At 40.6% G+C, this 18,222-nt stretch carries 18 protein-coding genes and 1 other RNA gene; 3 read left to right on the forward strand and 16 right to left on the reverse strand.

Going from position 1 to position 18,222, the window contains the following annotated elements:
- Positions 1 to 158: 158 nt before the first annotated feature.
- The 8 genes from AC1DVB_RS13505 to AC1DVB_RS13540 form a co-directional block, all read right to left on the reverse strand.
- A complete protein-coding gene (locus tag AC1DVB_RS13505; protein WP_057277823.1) occupies positions 159 to 1,307 on the reverse strand; it encodes a THUMP domain-containing class I SAM-dependent RNA methyltransferase in 1,149 nt (382 codons plus the stop codon).
- Positions 1,308 to 1,920: 613 nt separating this feature from the next.
- Positions 1,921 to 2,310: RNase P RNA component class B (gene rnpB / locus AC1DVB_RS13510), an RNA gene on the reverse strand.
- Between the two features lie 80 nt (positions 2,311 to 2,390).
- Positions 2,391 to 2,702, reverse strand: coding sequence for a cell division regulator GpsB (gpsB, locus tag AC1DVB_RS13515; protein ID WP_034307876.1), 312 nt, complete (start codon positions 2,700 to 2,702; stop codon positions 2,391 to 2,393).
- A gap of 198 nt (positions 2,703 to 2,900) precedes the next feature.
- Positions 2,901 to 3,452, reverse strand: coding sequence for an SLOG family protein (locus AC1DVB_RS13520; protein ID WP_053535550.1), 552 nt, complete (start codon positions 3,450 to 3,452; stop codon positions 2,901 to 2,903).
- Between the two features lie 65 nt (positions 3,453 to 3,517).
- Complete coding sequence (locus tag AC1DVB_RS13525; RefSeq protein ID WP_477589586.1) at positions 3,518 to 3,985, reverse strand: CotD family spore coat protein; 468 nt, start codon at positions 3,983 to 3,985, stop codon at positions 3,518 to 3,520.
- A 450-nt stretch (positions 3,986 to 4,435) separates the two neighbouring features.
- Positions 4,436 to 5,692: a ribonuclease H-like domain-containing protein gene (locus AC1DVB_RS13530; RefSeq protein ID WP_477589588.1), complete on the reverse strand. Its 1,257-nt coding sequence runs from the start codon at positions 5,690 to 5,692 to the stop codon at positions 4,436 to 4,438.
- A 36-nt stretch (positions 5,693 to 5,728) separates the two neighbouring features.
- Positions 5,729 to 8,005, reverse strand: coding sequence for a DEAD/DEAH box helicase (locus tag AC1DVB_RS13535; RefSeq protein ID WP_477589590.1), 2,277 nt, complete (start codon positions 8,003 to 8,005; stop codon positions 5,729 to 5,731).
- A gap of 123 nt (positions 8,006 to 8,128) precedes the next feature.
- A complete protein-coding gene (locus AC1DVB_RS13540) occupies positions 8,129 to 8,890 on the reverse strand; it encodes an alpha/beta fold hydrolase (protein ID WP_095679351.1) in 762 nt (253 codons plus the stop codon).
- Positions 8,891 to 9,031: 141 nt separating this feature from the next.
- Here AC1DVB_RS13540 and AC1DVB_RS13545 point away from each other — a divergent pair, with 141 nt between their 5' ends.
- The gene (locus AC1DVB_RS13545; RefSeq protein WP_057277819.1) at positions 9,032 to 9,484 is read left to right on the forward strand and encodes an Hsp20/alpha crystallin family protein; all 453 of its coding nucleotides are present in this window, start codon (positions 9,032 to 9,034) and stop codon (positions 9,482 to 9,484) included.
- A gap of 69 nt (positions 9,485 to 9,553) precedes the next feature.
- Here the strand turns inward: AC1DVB_RS13545 and AC1DVB_RS13550 are convergent, their stop codons facing one another.
- From AC1DVB_RS13550 to AC1DVB_RS13565, 4 genes are all read right to left on the reverse strand, one after another.
- Positions 9,554 to 10,138 (reverse strand): YppG family protein, encoded by a 585-nt coding sequence (locus tag AC1DVB_RS13550; RefSeq protein WP_057277818.1) that lies wholly within the window; start codon positions 10,136 to 10,138, stop codon positions 9,554 to 9,556.
- A gap of 76 nt (positions 10,139 to 10,214) precedes the next feature.
- Complete coding sequence (locus AC1DVB_RS13555) at positions 10,215 to 10,583, reverse strand: YppE family protein (RefSeq protein WP_054400300.1); 369 nt, start codon at positions 10,581 to 10,583, stop codon at positions 10,215 to 10,217.
- Positions 10,584 to 10,652: 69 nt separating this feature from the next.
- Positions 10,653 to 10,928, reverse strand: coding sequence for a hypothetical protein (locus tag AC1DVB_RS13560; protein WP_230136640.1), 276 nt, complete (start codon positions 10,926 to 10,928; stop codon positions 10,653 to 10,655).
- A gap of 355 nt (positions 10,929 to 11,283) precedes the next feature.
- Positions 11,284 to 12,225, reverse strand: a complete 942-nt coding sequence (locus AC1DVB_RS13565; RefSeq protein ID WP_230136642.1) for a DUF2515 family protein — start codon at positions 12,223 to 12,225, stop codon at positions 11,284 to 11,286.
- Positions 12,226 to 12,366: 141 nt separating this feature from the next.
- On the opposite strand from AC1DVB_RS13565, the gene recU reads away from it, so the two are divergent.
- Positions 12,367 to 12,978, forward strand: a complete 612-nt coding sequence (gene recU / locus AC1DVB_RS13570; protein ID WP_034307899.1) for a Holliday junction resolvase RecU — start codon at positions 12,367 to 12,369, stop codon at positions 12,976 to 12,978.
- Between the two features lie 26 nt (positions 12,979 to 13,004).
- Positions 13,005 to 15,767 (forward strand): PBP1A family penicillin-binding protein, encoded by a 2,763-nt coding sequence (locus AC1DVB_RS13575; protein WP_239858430.1) that lies wholly within the window; start codon positions 13,005 to 13,007, stop codon positions 15,765 to 15,767.
- A 43-nt stretch (positions 15,768 to 15,810) separates the two neighbouring features.
- Here the strand turns inward: AC1DVB_RS13575 and AC1DVB_RS13580 are convergent, their stop codons facing one another.
- The 4 genes from AC1DVB_RS13580 to AC1DVB_RS13595 all read right to left on the reverse strand — a co-directional run.
- Complete coding sequence (locus AC1DVB_RS13580; RefSeq protein ID WP_057277815.1) at positions 15,811 to 16,350, reverse strand: YpoC family protein; 540 nt, start codon at positions 16,348 to 16,350, stop codon at positions 15,811 to 15,813.
- Positions 16,347 to 17,003, reverse strand: a complete 657-nt coding sequence (gene nth, locus AC1DVB_RS13585; protein ID WP_057277814.1) for an endonuclease III — start codon at positions 17,001 to 17,003, stop codon at positions 16,347 to 16,349. The genes AC1DVB_RS13580 and nth overlap by 4 nt, the downstream gene beginning before the upstream one ends.
- 22 nt (positions 17,004 to 17,025) lie before the next feature.
- On the reverse strand, positions 17,026 to 17,721 hold the full coding sequence (locus tag AC1DVB_RS13590; RefSeq protein WP_053535560.1) for a DnaD domain-containing protein: 696 nt from the start codon (positions 17,719 to 17,721) through the stop codon (positions 17,026 to 17,028).
- A 114-nt stretch (positions 17,722 to 17,835) separates the two neighbouring features.
- Positions 17,836 to 18,222 (reverse strand): amino acid--tRNA ligase-related protein (locus tag AC1DVB_RS13595; protein ID WP_477589596.1); only part of this gene is annotated, 387 nt, incomplete at its 5' end.

Below are 18,222 nucleotides of genomic sequence, written 5' to 3' on the forward strand. Positions count from 1 at the left end.
ATTACTATCCTTGTTCAAAAGAATATTAAGGTATTCCTTAAATCTGAACAAAAATAATTCATTATTAGAATAACAGAAAAGGAAATGATAAGCAAGACTGGAACCTATTATGAATAAATCGTCCTGACTAGCAAAATCCTCCGTTATATTCTACCTACTTATTCACCTTGAGGCTGTCTTGGCGGCCTTTTCCCCCAATATTGATAAAGGTCAGCACGAATGAAACCATTGAACAATTTCCTTTTTTTCGTTGCAGGCTTACCATAATGCTGTTCGAAGTCAGGGTTGGAGGTAATCATGTATACTGACCAAGTATCAAGCTTCTTGAAGGCTTGGCCCATTTCCCTATACATCTGCTCAACCGCTTTTTTCTCGCCAAGACGTTCTCCATAAGGCGGGTTCCCGACAATGACACCATACTCTTTCCTGGTTGAGATATCCCTCACTTGCATTTGTTTGAATTCAATCAGATCACCAAGACCGGCTTCAAAACTATTAGCTTTAGCTATATCGACCATTCGATGGTCAATATCACAACCGGTTATGTCCAAGTACTGATCATAATCGGCTAAATCTTCAGCCTCGATCCGTGCTTCATCCCAAACCTTGCTGTCCATCCAAGACCAAGTTTCAGATACGAATTCCCTATTAAACCCAGGTGCTATGTTCTGACCAATTAAGGCCGCCTCGATGGGAATCGTTCCAGATCCACAAAATGGATCTATGAAAGGTTTATCCGCTTTCCAATTGGTCAGCATGATTAACGCAGCCGCCAATGTTTCTTTAAGAGGTGCCTCCCCCTGCCCGGTTCGATATCCCCGTTTATGCAGACCTGCACCTGAAGTGTCCATGGTAAGTGTCACAACATCTTTTAAAATAGATACTTCAATTTTAAACAAAGGACCAGTCTCGGCAAACCAAGACACTTGCTTGTATTTACTCTTCAATCTATCAACAATTGCCTTTTTGACAATTGCCTGACAATCAGGGACACTGTATAGCTTTGACTTAACGGATTTTCCACTCACGGGGAACTCGACATCTGCCGATAAGTAATCTTCCCAATTCAATGCCTTTGTTTTTTCAAACAACTCATCAAATGAATATGCTTTAAATTCCGCGACTTTAATTTTCACCCTATCGGCAGTGCGCAGCCATAAATTAGAGCGGGCAATGGCGGATTGATCCCCTTTATACGTGATTTTACCATTTTCGACTTGACAATCGTAACCAAGATCCCGAACCTCCTTGGCAACAATTGATTCCAATCCCATTGCTGATGTTGCGATAATATCGAATTGTTTCATTAATTCTGCACCTTCTTTCCATTAATCCAAATCAATGGCACCTTTTCGCGAATTTCTTCATTTATGTATTTTAGAAGCAGGCATTGATTTTTTACATGTAAGCCTTATTTAAAAGGTCCACTACCATTTATCTTGTCGTTAGAATTCTTCATTGTTGGCCTAGCTTCTATCATGATCCATATAGCGGGAACGTCTATGGATTACCGTGAAATTAAAGCTTTACTCTATTATCACTGCACCTTAAGACAATCGCTGCAATTATATGATTGAAATCAGCCAAACCAATTATGTATGGTTCCCATCCATTATCCGCCTTCAGCTAACAGAAGAATTAAGGAACCTTTATAAATAGGATACCCAGAATCAAGGAATGCTTAACATTCCAACACTATTTTTAACAACGTTTCCGAAGACTACATTGAAGCCATTTTCTTTACGCTGGACACTTTTCGAATGGAATGAAAAACTTGCCAAGTTCTAAGTTTAACACAGCGGAGTTTCAGAAAACGAAAAATAAAAGGAAATGCCCAATCTTTTTATATTAGGGCAATCTCCATAAACAAAAACTCTCCTTTTAAAAGGAGAGTTGTGCTTTTGGTGTAATATGATAACGTTTTGTAAGCCATGTTTTGTTCCTCAGTACTGCAAGCGACTCGCGTCTCGTACTTCGGCGGTAATCATCTATCTACAGAAGCATGTGCTCCTGTCCTTCTCCTCGTTCATTTCCAAGGAAGAAAGCGCCCCTACCATTAATTTGGGTTTCTCGCTCGTGGGGTTTACCTCGTTCCACCCTTTACATTTCTGTAAAGGCTACGTCACTGTGGCACTTTTATAGGTATTCATGCCATATCCAAAAGGACTTAGGCATTTTCCCAGCCGTCAGCAATCCAAGATTGCTGCCCAAGCTTATTTTTTCGCCAGGCACGAACACTACGGACATCGCAGTCCGTGCGAGCATGGACTTTCCTCTACTGCATGAATGCAGCAGCAATTACCCAAACGTTAACATAACATAATTGATTATACTCCATTATTCACGAAAACACAATACCACAATAATTTTTACTTTTACAATGCAAAACCTCAATCAAAAAGCTTGTTACCAAAAACGTGCTTTTCCAAGTTGGATAACCGTTTAAGGATGTCAAAGTTAGTGGTTCCCGGGGTAGCACTTGGAGCAGGTTGATTTGGACGTTTTGTACTCTCGTCGGCTTGTTTTTTCAATTTAAGATTTTCTTGTTTAAGATCTTCAATTTCCTGATGGAACACTTCATAATCTTTAATGATCAGATCCAGGAATTGATCCACATCTTCAGGTTTATACCCGCGCATGGCTGTTTTAAAATCTTTTTCAAGAATATCTTTAGCCGTTAATTTTATCTTATCGGATAGCATAAGACTTCACCTCAATACTTTCGCCAATACAATCGACTTTTTATTATTTTTTCAAATCTGCTTGGGTTTGTCAACGAAACACCTTTTTGTATCTTACTGTTTCAGTGAACGGTATGTATTCCCATTAAAACTGTATCTAAATTTCATAATAATATGATTATGCTTTAGAAACAACTTTTAATCCATAATTATTTTCTCTCATTCTTCGGACCAGCTCGCTTCTTCCGCAGCCGATTGCAAATCATCAAAGTTTATCTGAAAGATGGGGTATGGCTGTGTTTCAGCTTTTTTCATCGCTTCGAAATAAGGATATCGGGCTGATCCTTCTTTTTCGGCTTCGAAAATGATGAGCATGGCATCGCTTTTATGGACCATATACCTATTTTTGATTTTAAGCTGTTCGGGCCCTTCATATGGTTTGTTGAAAATCGATTCAACAAAATCGGCACGGGCCAATATGGATCGGTAAAACTCTTGATTCGTTTCATTCCATGACTCTTCCTGTTTCAGGAAAGGAGTAAGCACACCTAATTTAAGCTGATGAAATTCTTCCTGTAACTCGAAAACCACTTCGGCACCCCATAATTCCGTACCCAACTGACCTGAGATGATCACCCATTCCAGCCCATCTTCCACCAATGGCAGGAGACGCTGTTTCATCGCTTTCTTTATATATTTTACGGCTTCATGGTCATTTTTAAATATCCCGAATTCAAAAGCTTTGTAGCCTGTCATATACAAAACCTTCATCGCTTGGCCAATCTCCTTTTAACATGATTATGTAAGAAAACAAGGGCTTAATAAGCCCTTATTTTTTAGTATCCGAAATGCCTAGGCGGACAGCATGGGTTTTGYGGCGGCCTTCCACAGATCAAGTGTTGATTATAGCACTCGTTCACCACGGATTGAGTATGCGGGAAATAATGCTTAAACGTGTTCACATGTTTATTGACATTTGTAGTATGTGATGGATGAACGACAGGAATCACTGTGTTCGATACATTCGTATTAACATATTGCTGTGTTGGAGAAACTTGCGCTGGGGCAACTTGAGATGGAGATGTTTGTGTTGGACCATATTGCGCTGGAGACACAGCCGATGGACCATATTGAGCTGGAGACACAGCCGATGGACTATAGGCTCCCATTACGTCAGACGCTCCCATTACGTTGGAATTTTTTTTACCGGTTGATGCGCCCATTACATTGTTGTGTGCGCCCATTACATTGTTGGATGCTCCCATAACATGGGGTTTATTTCCTCCACAATTACGAAAATACATTTATATACGTCCCCTTTCATCATGATAAGTTTAGTCTTACATTACAGACTATGAAAAAAAGGGGATACGTGTACTGATGAAATGACCTAATTATACAGAATAAGTATAAAACGATGTATGGCTGTCGATAAGTACACTATTATATGAATGCTATCTCTTCAAATATAGAGGGTTATTTTCTACAAAAAGGAATAGAGACTGTCTTTTAATGAGGTAAATAAAACAATCGTTAAACAAAGGACAACAAAAAATAGAAATAAAGTCGTTTTATACATTTCTCCGCTCCGCTTTCACCTTAATTTTATTTGATGTAAAGGTATGAAATGAACGCTTGGAATTTCACCCTCAACTCTTTCCATTTTACACACAATAGTTGAAGGCTACAATAATTGTATACATATTTTTTATTTTCATCCTTTTGCACTAAAAGACCATTCTCATTCCTTTATTTTATACAGAAATATCCTTTGAACCTTCTTTCTTTTCGAGCCGCCGAATCCTCTTTTCCAATTCCAATTGTTTTTTTTCCTGAGTGATCCCTTCTCTTACCATCTCTTGATGGGCGATTATTGAACATTTTAGAGCATGACCGACTTCCTTAAATTGATGTTCGTATAATTTTGCACATTCAATCTGCGCCTGTATCCTTATTTGCACATTCCCTTTTAAGGCAACTTCCTTCCAAATCTCCAAAGCTTCATTGAATTGTTTTAGCTTCTTTTTCTGGAAAGCTAAGGCATGACCAGCCATTATCCGATCTTCCTCACTTCCCGCTTCCAATATTTTTTGATATGTCTCAACTGACTCCTCTTTTTTCCCCAAATAATCGAGCCATCGTGCAATCTCCATGGACTCTTCCGTATATCCATCGATTTGGAGGATTTTTCGGGACAAATGAATATACAATGTGATCAGTGATAAGATATCMCATTCATTATGCTTCATGATCCCAAACAGAATTTCCGGATTCTTCCTCTCAACAAAATCAAAATAAATCATCGGCGCCAAATATCCAGGAATATCATCCTCTCTATGTACACCTAAAATATCTGTTTCGACCGCAGATAATTTCACTCGCTCCAATTTGTTTCTCCAAAGGCGCCTTGAAGCATGATACAAATCGAAATGTCCGAACTCCGGTAGTTTTGGTACATGTTCTTTTATCAAGGTATGTCTTGTTTTTAGCTGAGGCCAATCAAAGGATTTACCATTATATGTGACAAGGGTTTCGTAATTGATGTTTTCCAGAAAGCTTTGATAAAGCGGGATTTCACTTCCTGGCTGCGGAAGGATATGTTGCTTCACGACAACTTCTTCACCTTCTAAATACGCATAGCCAAGTAAAAAAATGGTATTGCCCGCTCCGCCTCCAAGCCCTGTCGTTTCCGTATCGAAGAAAAACAGATCTTCACTTTTAACGCCCTTGGCGGAGAGTGGATGCTCCAATGAAGCTTGATTCCACTCCTTTACAACCTTCTTCAGCTCGGAAAATGCATATAAGCCGTGTTTGTGATTTATAGGGTAGCGGACTTCCCTAATGAAACAATAGTCACCATCGAAATGAAAGGAAACGGTATCGTTCTCCAGCCACTTTTCAAAGTAAGGAATTTCTTCATTCTCTTTCTGGTCAATTACTTCTATAGGAGAAGTATGTTTCTCTAGGTTCATATGGGTTTTCATACGGTTTAGTTTATTTTTTAAAGACATGAAATTACACCTCTTTTCACGGATCCCTGTAATCTATTAATGTTTTTGCTTGCAAAATTGACCTAATAATTGTTTGGCATCACTCTTGGCTGTTTTCGTTGCAGATTCCGTTCCGATACAGGAGGGACAGCCGCTTTCACAAGTGYAATTCTCGATCATTGATATTGTTTCCATCAGGATGACTTCAGAGTTTTCATATACTTTATCACTTAACCCTATGCCACCCGGATAACTATCATAGATGAAAATGGTCGGTTTTTCATTATGCGCTGCCTTAACCTGCGGATACACATGGATATCATGCGGATCGCACATAACATATAGCGGAATCATGTAATTTAGAGCATGGGAGGCTCCTATCATTCCTTGTTCTATTCGATTTTCGTCCCAATTGAATATATCAGAATCCATGGAAAGCATGGCCGAACTCGTATGCAGCTCCATCTCCGGAAGACTGATTGGTCCTGAACCAATATTTTCATGAGTTTCGAATTTGATTTTCTTGAAGATCGTAGGCATTGCCCGGATTGCGACATCACCAAAAGCAGCTGCTGTGGAAGCGAAGGATCGCTGTTTATCGACTTCCAATACAGACAACTGGACAGCAAGGTTAGCATCCGTATAATAGTCCACATTGACTTCTCGTACATAAGCTTTCTTTTCATCCCAATCAAGTTCTTCCACCTGAAATTGAATTCCCTGGTGCAAATAAATGGCTTCATCGTGGAGAAGGGTCATTGCACTGAACGTATCCATTTCCCCAATGACCCGATTAACCGGTGCATTCGTTTGGTCGATGATCACGACATTTTCCTGTGCCGCTGAACGCAGGCTGATATTGCTTGCGGGAAAAGCATCATTCATCCAATGCCATTTGTCCCCATTCAAGTGTAAGACCCTTTCTTCTGTAAGGAATTCAAGAACGTCCATAATCTCTGTTTTCCCAAATGTATCGCCTTTTTTAAATGGCAGCTCATATGCTGCACATTTTACATGATCAACCAGGATCAAAAGATTATCCGGATTGATTCTTGCCGTTTCTGGATTTCTGGTAAAGAAATAATCGGGATGCTGTACGATATATTGATCAAGGGCACTGGAACTGCCAACCATGATGATCAATGCTTCACCATGTCTCCTGCCTGCCCGTCCCGCCTGTTGCCAGGCACTCGATATGGATCCAGGGTAACCAGTCATTATGCAAACCTGAAGCTGGCCGATATCGACACCCAACTCAAGTGCATTTGTGGATACCACTCCATAAATGGAACCATCCCTAAGGCCTTGTTCAATTTCCCTACGCTGTGTTGGCAGATATCCGCCGCGATAGCCCCTGATTGATTTTGGCCCCAATTGCTTTGATACAAGCTCCTGTAAATATGTCAATAGAATTTCCACACGAACCCTGCTTCGCGCAAAAACGATGGTTTGAATTTTATTTTTCAAAAATTCATTTGCCAGCTTCCTGACTTCCAAAACCGCACTCCTGCGTATGTTCAGCGGTTTATTGACTATTGGGGGATTGTAAAACACAAAATGCTTTTTCCCACTCGGGGCTCCGTTATTATCGATAAGGACCATTTGTTTTTCCGTAAGCTCTTCTGCCAACTCTTTTGGGTTATTGATCGTAGCGGAAGTACAGATGAATACAGGGTCGCTTCCATAAAAATTGCAAATCCTTTTTAACCTTCTAATGACGTTGGCTGTATGACTTCCGAAAACGCCTCGGTAAATATGAAGTTCATCGATGACCACATACTTCAAGTTTTCAAATAATGAGACCCATTTCGTATGATGGGGCAGGATTCCTGAATGGAGCATATCAGGATTGGTGATCACGATATGTCCGGCCTGGCGGATTTTTTGCCTGATATTTGAAGGTGTGTCCCCATCGTATGTATAACTATTTATTTCAGCATCCATTTCATGAATCATTTCATTCAATTCGCTTTTTTGATCATAGCTCAGTGCTTTTGTCGGAAAAATATATAGCGCCCTGGTTTTTTCATCTTCCAGTATTTTTTGAAGGACCGGCAAGTTATAGCATAATGTTTTACCAGAAGCTGTAGGTGTTACCGCTACAAGGCTATTGCCGCTGACAGCAGTATCAAATGCAGTTGCCTGATGGGTATACAAACCATTAATCCCCCGAGTTTCAAGAGCATGCTTGATCTTATCATTCATTGCTTCTGGAAAAGGAACATGTTTTGCCTCTTTTGCTTCAATGACTTGCCAATGTACTATATTTTCTTTAAAATCTTCATTTGTTTTTAGATCCTTTATGACTTCCAGTAAATTTTTTCGCAGTTTCATTTAACCACCTCATCCTCCTATTCTACCGAATGAACGTTCTATGCAAAAGGGAAACTATTTCCTATTCAAAAAAAAAAGCTGGAAACGTCAACATCTCGTTTCCAGCCCGGTCATTTTTTTCACTTAATTCTTCTCGACAAAGCGAATGATTTCTTCAATTAATCTGCCTGGAGCTTCCAACATTCCCATATGGCCGCTGCCCTTAAGTATTACTTCATTGATATGGCTCCCTTTTACAGAAAAGGTTTTTTCAACGGGAATCACCTTATCCTTTTCACCTGCAACCAAAAGGACAGGCAACTTCGTATCTTCGAGAACATGATTTCTGTCCATTCTGTTCCTCATGGCATGTAAAGACCCTATCGCACCAATTTCACTTGTTTTATATCCGATTTCCTTTGTATGTTCAATATTGGGATCATCGGAATGAGCGAAAAGCTTCGGTATAAGTCCGTCAATGAAAGCAGGGATTCCCTCACTTTCGATTTTCTCGACTGATTTTAAGCGCCCCGCCTTTCCAGTCTCATCATCCGGGAAAGCGGTGGAATGTACCAATGAAAAACCAGACAATTTCCCAGGAAACCTTTCTGCGAATGCCAAGGTGATATATCCCCCAAGCGAATGACCAAACATATATACCTGTCCGATTTCCAGTTCTTCCAAAAATGACGCAATATCAGCTGCCATATCTTCAATCGAGAAAGACTCCCCTATTTCCTCACTTGCACCATGTCCCCGTAAATCAACGGCAATAACCCGGTATTCTTCCTTTAATCCAGCAATGATGTCGCTCCAATATTCATGGCTTCCGCAAAATCCATGGATAAACATCATTGTCTCCTTTCCTTTCCCGGTATCTATGTAGGAAAGCTTGCTATCTGTCATATTAATCCCTCATTTCCTTTATTAATCATTCAGTACCGTTATTCCCTATGGACCTGAATCTGAAACCCAACAGTCCATTCACATTTCTTCATTCCTCACATAGCTTATAGGCAAAGGAATTTTTTAGAAAGGAGCACCGTGATGACCTCTTCTGAAAAAAATAATAACCGGAATCGAATGGAACCCTTTTCCCATTTCATTAACAAAATGGATCGGCTGTTTTCCGAAAGGCCACCTAAAGGCATGCTGAAATCCCTTGACGATTTCTTCGGCTCGGCGAAAGAACGCAGCTTTCCGGTTGATATTCATGAAACGCATTCAGAATATACCCTAACTGCCACCTTGCCCGGAATTCCACGCAGCCAAATATCAATTGATGTACTGGCCCATTCCGTAACCATATCCGCAAAGCATGGAGATAGAAAGGATAAAAATCAAGGATTGTTCCAAAAGGAAGTTTCAGCCGGTACTTTTTCAAGAACCATTTCCTTTCCAAAACCGATTGATGAAGCAAATGTGACCGCTCGACATCGCGATGGCATCCTCACGCTTCACCTACCCAAAATCAGGGGGAATCGGATTGAAATCCATTAGGCATGAATAAAAGCAGACTTAAAAAAGTGGCTGGTCACTTGTAAGTCTGCTTTTTTCTTTATTCACCATCTATGCTTTGAAGAAGCCACCTACTCCTTTGACCATTGAAGATACTTGGGAAACTGTATTCATCATTTGTCCAGCTGTGTTCATCATCTTCGTTATATCCATGGAGCCATCTTGTGTTTTGAATTGATTCATGACCGATTTGAAACCCGATGGCTGGGGTTTTTGCATGAACTGCTGCTTTGGATATGGATTATGAGCCTGCTGCTGACTTTGCGGAGGTCTTTTAGCTGGCTGTAACGGATTTGCGAACGGACTAAAAGCTTGCGGCTGAAGATTGGGCTGGATTGGCTGCATTTGTGCCATTGGCTGCATAACACTGTTGCCCGGATAAGCTCCCACGGGCATCGCCTGCTGCGGGACTGGTTGAAATGGGTGATACGCTGCCTGCTGATAAGGATCATGATATGGCGTCATATAGCCCCCTGTATCCTGGTGATGATATGGATACATAAATGGTTGTTCAAGATTATGATTATTTGGCGGAGGATACGGCATTGGCTGTTGGTATCCTCCCCAATTTTCCGGCATTGATTGAGGAAACTGTCCTTGATTTGGGGAGATTTGGTTATAACCGGATCTCATCATGACAATAAGCCCTCCTCTTTTTCATTACATGGTTCTGATAATATATGAAAAAAGAAGGAATAAAGTGTAGGTGTTTTTATGATAAAATCCGATCGATTTCCGTTTTTACATTATTAAGGATGAATTCGATCGACTGGACATGGCTTTTAAATCGCTTATAACTTGTTTTAGGAAAAAATGCCTGAACGGCCACATCAGAAAGGTTATGGGCGGTTTGTTCGATTTGCTCGGGGAAAAGATGCCTAAATTCGGTTTCTTTCATCCACTCCTTCATTCCTGTTTCCCATTCGATGCATACGGTCCTGACCTGATCTGCAAACGGCTTTACTTCAGAAAAGAAATCCTTTTCCTTTCCTTCCAGGCGTACACCCTCATAAATATCATCTGCCTGGTCCGTATATTTAATCAATTGTTCTGTTAATAGCTGCAGTTTTTCTTTTTGCACAATATATTCCTCCGTACATTTGTTTCCCTTAGTATAATCCAGTTCTCCATAAAATGAAATTCCTGCGGATTATACGTGCAATTCAGTGAAAACCTTGTGTTTCATAATTGTTTTTTCCGGAACAATGGAAAAGGAGTGGTTCACACCTTCAGCATTCACCCAATAATCCTCGGCTTTCTCAATGGCTTCCTGGGCTTCATTAACCAAAGTATATTGTTCCGCCCATAGTTTACACCGCACTGTATTTACAGTTTCCCCATATGAAATTTCCAAACGATCCAGGCTGGTACTGATCTCAGCTATCATCCTTAATATCTCTTCTGTTGCGACACTTTTATTGACCATGCTGATCCCTCCCATTCTTTACCTGTACTATTCTTTTTTTTATCTGAAAGCCCTTCATGACTGACAAAACTAGAAGCTAATCGGCAAAGAAAGTGCAATTCACTTAATTTATTATGCCCTTCGACAACAATGGCAGAATGAAGAATGGAGTTTTAAACAAGAATACAGACAGGAGGTGATTTTATGCAGTCGAATGAAAGCAGACAGCAGAAAAACGAAAAACGACAAAAGCCGCCCACTAAAGAGGCAGGAACGGGAAACCCGAAACTTAGTGGAGAAAACCGCCCCTCTACGTAAGTAATAAATACTGAACGATAAACAGGGAAGGCTTCATCGACGCCTTCCCTGTTTCCTATTATAAAATCCAATTTTTGATTATTGCTGCCGTGTGCAGCTGCTTTTGTTTATGATCATACCATTCCGTCAAATGCGGGTCTTCTTCCCATTTGGGTTCAATGAACCATTTTTTTTTAACCTTTTTTTTCATATCCCATTGCTCTGTCTCCCCTGCTTGATGATGAATCAATGGATATACTCCTCTCAGCATCGGGGTATCATGGTATCTAGGCTTTTTTCGATATTGTTCATAATCATATCTGGCACCCGTTGGTTCAGTCCTGCAGGAAAATTCATAAAATAGTGGAAATAAATCTTCAGAAAATAAAAGCCCAGCCAACCTTTTCCCCAATTCAATCCTTTTATCGATATTTCTAAAATGCGAAACGGACGAGCCATACATTTCCCCATTGCAAGTAGGAAATAAAACTGTGCTAAAATGCATCCAATCCTGCAGGAAAAATAACAGAGAATGAAAAACGAAGGATTGCTTTTTAATAACCGGTTCTTCAATGATGTTTTGTTCATTTATGATAAGCGCAGTGACTAATTTTTCACGATTTCCATATTTCCAAAAGGAATGCCATTCGTTCTTCATGAATTTGGTAATAAAAAAATAATGACATAAGTGAAACAATGGACGTCCATATTTCGTCGAATAATGATAGAGAAGTAATTGCGGATATGCATCTTGGAATATTCTCCAGTTGGCTTCTTCATACGTTAGGAATAATTGATGCCTGTATTTAAGGCCAAGTAAATTGGAAAACCAAATCCCTTCAAGATCACACATATTCCAGCCTGCATTCCTGGAAACCATCCCGGCTAAAAAAGACCATTGTATTTCTGGATGGATTCTAAAAAATTGTTCATATGCCTTCGTTCTTGATATATTATCCCTATTCCCTTTTGCAGTTTGGGCTTTTATGGATTGGAGCAACTGCTTTTCCGTCTTTAACATTCGCATCTAGCCTTTCTATAGCGATGAATTGTGACATATAGTTGTACATAAATCCTATCGTTCTAAGAAACAATTCTTTTTATTCACATTTTGGATTCTTTTTTTGCTAATATAGATAAGTGAAAAAAAGGAGGGGTAAAAGTGGCATTTCATTATCCCAACGGACGAAGATTTGTACCGCAGGCTATGGAAGAAAAGAAAAGTCCACTAAAAAAAATCAGTTACAGCAACCGGGGAAAAACATTGGAAGACGATTTGAACGAAACCAATCAGTATTATTTAGCACACGGCATTGCCGTCATCCATAAAAAACCGACACCCATACAAATTGTCGATGTCCACTATCCGAAAAGAAGTGCTGCAGTCATTAAAGAAGCTTATTTCAAACAAGCATCGACCACCGATTATAATGGTGTTTATAAAGGAAAGTACATTGATTTTGAGGCAAAGGAAACGAAAAACAGCAGTTCGTTCCCGCTGAAGAATTTTCATGACCATCAAATTGAACATATGAAGCATATCGTTCAGCATGACGGAATTGCGTTTGTCATCATCCGGTTTTCCGCAATGGATGATATATATTTAATGAGTTCCGAACAACTGAGTTTTTATTGGAAGAGAATGAAAGAAGGCGGACGCAAATCTATAACTCTTCAAGAGGTTGAAAGCAGTTCACGAAAGATTACTCTTGGCTTTCAACCGAGAATTGACTATATTAAAGTAGTAGATTCGCTCATCTCAGAAAATTTTTAGTTTTTTAGAAAGGCAGGTTAGCTGTAATGGCTGAAAAATATAATACTAGAGAAGAACGCCGAAAGCAGGGGCAGACTCAAAAAAAGGAACAGAATAAAAGTCCTAAAAAACCAACCAATATGCTTAAGCGGATTTTCCTTATACTTGTTACATTCGGAATAATAGGCCTGGTTGCCGGAGGAGCTGCAATGGCTTATTTTATAAGCGACGCTCCAGAACTTGACGACAAGCTTTTAAAAGATCCGGTCACATCCAAGATTCTCGATGAAAATGGTAAATTACTTGCTGAAATCGGAAAGGAAAACCGGGATTATGTAAATTATGAAGACATACCCGATCTTGTCGAAGAAGCTTTCCTGGCAACGGAAGATTCCCGCTTTTATGAGCATCACGGGGTCGATTTCTTACGTCTGGGCAGTGCCGTCATAGCCAACGTCAAAAACGGATTCGGCTCAGAGGGTGCAAGTACATTGACCCAGCAGGTCATCAAGCGTTCTTATTTAACGCCTGATAAGACCATTAAAAGGAAAGTCCAGGAAATGTGGCTATCCATACAGCTTGAAAGAAAATATACAAAAGAAGAAATTTTCGAAATGTATGTGAATAAGATTTTCTTTGCAAACCGTGCCAACGGGATCTTAACTGCATCGCAAACTTATTATGGAAAAGATCTTAACGAATTGAAATTGAACGAAGCGGCCATGCTTGTAGGATTACCGCAAAGCCCAAGCAGGTATGACCCGTATAAATACCCTGAACGTGCGAAAGAACGCCGTGATATTGTCTTGCACTTAATGAACAAACATGGATATATCACTGAAACGGAAATGAAAAATGCACAAAGCATCGATATAACAGAAGGACTTCAAGAAATCGATAAGAGCCAAATCGATACGACCGCATACGATGCATTCATCGATTTGGTAATTGAGGAAGTCGGAGATATGGGTGACTATAACGTATTTACCGATGGTTTGGAAATCCAGACGACCATTGATAAAGATGCCCAAGAATATGTTTATAACATGTTGAACAGTGATGAAATCATCAATTATCCAAGTAAAGATCTCCAAGCCGGAGTCACATTACTCGATACAGAAACTGGTGAAATTAAAGCAGTGGGCGGCGGCAGGAATACGACGGTTAAACGCGGCTGGAATTATGCAACGGATGCCAAGCGATCACCTGGTTCGACCATTAAGCCGATTCTGGATTACGGTCCTGCCGTGGAATATTTAAATTGGTCCACCTACCACCAAATCAAGGATGAGGAATACACTTACAGTAATGGAACACCGCTTAAAAATGCTTCCGGACGACATTATGGCACTGTAACGACTCGGGAAGCATTGGCACGGTCATTAAATATTCCTGCCTTAAAAACGCTTCAAGCAGTCGGCTTGGACCGGGCACGTGATTTTGCCACTGACCTTGGCATTCCTTTTGATAAGGAGATTACCGAATCGGCAGCATTGGGCGGCGGTAAGGATGTTTCTACACTTGAACTTGCCGGTGCATACAGTTCATTCGGAAACAACGGTATCTATAATGAACCGCATAGTGTGAAAAAGATTGTTTTACGTGATAAAACAACCATCAAAAACAAGACGGAATCAAAGCCGGTCATGAAAGATTCAACAGCTTTCATCGTGACGGACATGTTGAAAAGCGTCATGAAAGAACCTTTTGGAACAGGAAGGTTAGCCAATATCCCTAGCCTCCCGGTAGCCGGTAAAACAGGTTCAACCAACTTCACGCCTGAACAGCGTGCAGCGAACAACATCCCATCTTCAGGTGTAAAAGATAGCTGGATGGCAGGTTACACTACCAATTATACAGTCGCGGTTTGGGCTGGTTATGATAATGCATCTGGTGAGCAAATGGAATATCTGGGTGAATCATCTCAAAGAATCCCTAAATTCATCTTTAAGAATTTAATGGAACATATGGCCCAATCAAAAGAAACGAAAGACTTTGATCAACCTGACAGTGTTGTGAAGGTTGGAGTCATCAAAGGTTCGAATCCAGCTGTTAAAGCCAATGAATATACACCAAGCAGTAAAATCACTTATGAATATTATGTTAAAGGTCACGAGCCTACACAAGTGACGACAGAATATGAAAAAATCGACGTTCCTGGCATTAACGCTTCTTACAACCAGGAAAGCAATGAAATCAATTTATCATGGTCATATCCTAAAGGTAATGGGAATACCCAATTCGAGGTTAAGATGTCCGTTGACGGCGGCGCACAGAGCGTATTGAAAAGATCGAAGGATACTAGTTTAACCATTCCTAATCCAACCCCTGGAAGTAAATATACTTTCTCAGTGGTAGCTCTAGTGGATAACCAACAAAGTGATCCTGCGAGTACATCTGTCAAAATACCTGCTGAAGCGGTAGTCCCTGAGGATACTGAGGACGAGAAGATTGAAGATCCTGCCGAAGGTGAAAATCCGGAACAAGAAACTCCTGCTGAAGGCGAAGAGGATAAACAAGACGAAGACAAAAATAACAATGGCGAAAACGGCAATAAAGATAATAACGACAATAATGGCAATAACGGTAATAATGGCAATAACGACAATAATGGCAATGGCAACAATGGCAACAATGGTAATGGTAATGGAAATGGCAACAACACGGATGACGGAAATGGCAATAATGGAGAGGATGTCGAGGGCGGGGATGATACCACTGACCCTGGAACGGTAGAAGAGGAAAAACCAGTCGAGACCCCTGATCCCGATCCTAATCCGGACCCAGATCCAAACCAAGATACCGAATAAATATATATGAAGATTGACCTAAAAAAACGTCTAAGCTTTTGGCTTAGACGTTTTTTTGGCTGTTCTTATTTTTGATCATGAACTTTACATATTGTTTTTCAAATTCTCGGAACAACTCACTGAGCTGTCTATAAGAATGAAAAAAAGCGGGTCTGGCAAGGATGAAAGAAAGCCTTTCATCCATGTTCACCGGAATATTGTTAAAGGATTGTATTTGGCACCGGATATCATTCAATGCCACTGGCTGCCCATGCATCCAGAAGACTGCGGTTAAAAATAAACCGATCCCCTGCTTCATGAGTCCCAAGGTCTGTCCTGCTTTTCGCTCAGAATATAGCAATCTGCATTCCGAATCAATTCCCTTCCATCTCTCCAGCAGTTCCTTTACATGCATTGCCCCCTTCGTCCAGGGAGCATAGGCTTCTACATTATTATAATAAAGTAACTCATACGGGAAAGCCTCGAATGGAATCGTTTCACTCCAACCTGCATATCGTTCTTTTTCCAAGATGGTTTCCTTTTCAGGAAAAAACAAATGATGGGCCAATTCTTCAGGGACTTTTAATGATATGGACTGCGTCAATTGGCTTCTTTCCTTTTCATTCTTTTTTTTCCTTCACGGCATAAATCGAGAAGCGGGCAGGTTTCACATCTTGGTGACTGGGCCTTGCAATGATAGCGTCCAAAGAATATCAGGCGGTGATGCGTAACGGACCACTCATCCTTTGGTATCTTAGCCATCAGCGTTTTTTCAACGTCGAGGACACTATCCTTCCAACGGCATAATCCCAGGCGCTTGGAAACACGCTCTACATGGGTATCCACAGCGATCGCCGGCACATCAAAAGCAACGGAAACGACTACATTCGCCGTCTTTCTGCCAACGCCAGGCAATTTAACAAGCTCATCACGATCTCTCGGAACTTCCTTACCGTATTCTTCGATCAGCATGCGCGACAGCTTTTGTATATTCTTAGCCTTGTTACGAAACAAACCGATTGAGCGAATGTCATTTTCCAACTCTTCAATCGGAACGCTTATGTAATCCTCAGGCGTTTTATATTTCTGAAATAAATCCTTCGTCACTTTATTGACTAATACATCCGTACACTGAGCTGAAAGGGCAACAGCAACCACCAATTCAAATGGATTGGAGTGATTCAGCTCACAATGGGCATCCGGAAACATTTCACCCATCGTATCCAGACAATATCGAATTTGAGCTTTATTCAACATATCGGTTCTCCTTCAATTTACATTACTGCTCGAGCCAGTTATAGAAAGGCACATCTTTCAATGGTTGTGCAGTTTCCGTCTTTCGGTCCCTCTTTTGATGAACTCTAAATTTTTGTCCTTGCTCCCTTGCCTGTTCCAAGGTTTTAATTCCATTCTTTTTCCACTCGAATAAAATTCGATCAATGTATCGGAAATTCAATTTTCCGGAAATGACAGACTCCCTCAGAGCTGACTTAATGATTTCAGGTTGATGGTCATCCTCCATCCACATTGCCAATGTCTCACATTCAAAGGGAGATAAAGGGCGGCCGAACTCCTGTTCAAAAATCGTATAAAGGCTCTCCCCCGCTTTTTGAATTTCTGCAGACTCTGCCTGTTTCAAAGTTTTCAAGAAACAGTCCATCATTTTTTCATACAGTGGAGACAACGAATATTTTTCCTGTCCGATTTCTTGGCTCCCCTCAACCACCATTTCAACAAATCCCCTTTGGACCAAACGCTGGATCATGAATAGACATTCCGTTTCCTGCAATGTCATTCGGTCAGAAAGTTGGGAGGGTGCAGGGAAATGATTACCTTTATCGATGAAGCTTTGCAATTGTAATAATAGGACCATTTCTTGTTCATTCAGTCCCATTGCACTATAGTTAGTCAACAAAAAGGATGGAATCGTTATCGTTCCTTCCTTAAACCACGCATATAAATGTTCTTTATTCATGTTTTTGGACACCTCTGGTTTAGTATAACATGAATACGGCTCATCGAATAAGTTTATAATTTTAACAAAAAACGGTTATCTGCCAATAGGCAAGATAACCGCTTCATAACGTAATCAAGGATATAATCGATTTAATAGACGTGGGAACGGGATGGTTTCACGGACATGCTCGACTCCACTGATCCATGCTACGGTGCGTTCCAATCCCAAACCGAAGCCTGAATGCGGCACAGAGCCATATTTTCTTAATTCCATATACCATTTGTAAGCATCTTCGCTCAAGCCATGCTCATTGATTCTCTGTTCAAGCAATCCCTGATCATGAATCCGTTCTGAACCGCCAATTATTTCTCCATATCCTTCCGGAGCGATTAAATCAGCACAAAGAACGACTTCTTCCCTGTCAGGATCTGGCTGCATATAGAAAGGCTTGATTTTGGTTGGGTAATGAGTTATGAAAACGGGCTTATCATAACTTTCCGCTATCGCAGTTTCATGCGG

The organism is Peribacillus sp. P4_D6, assembly GCF_056401795.1.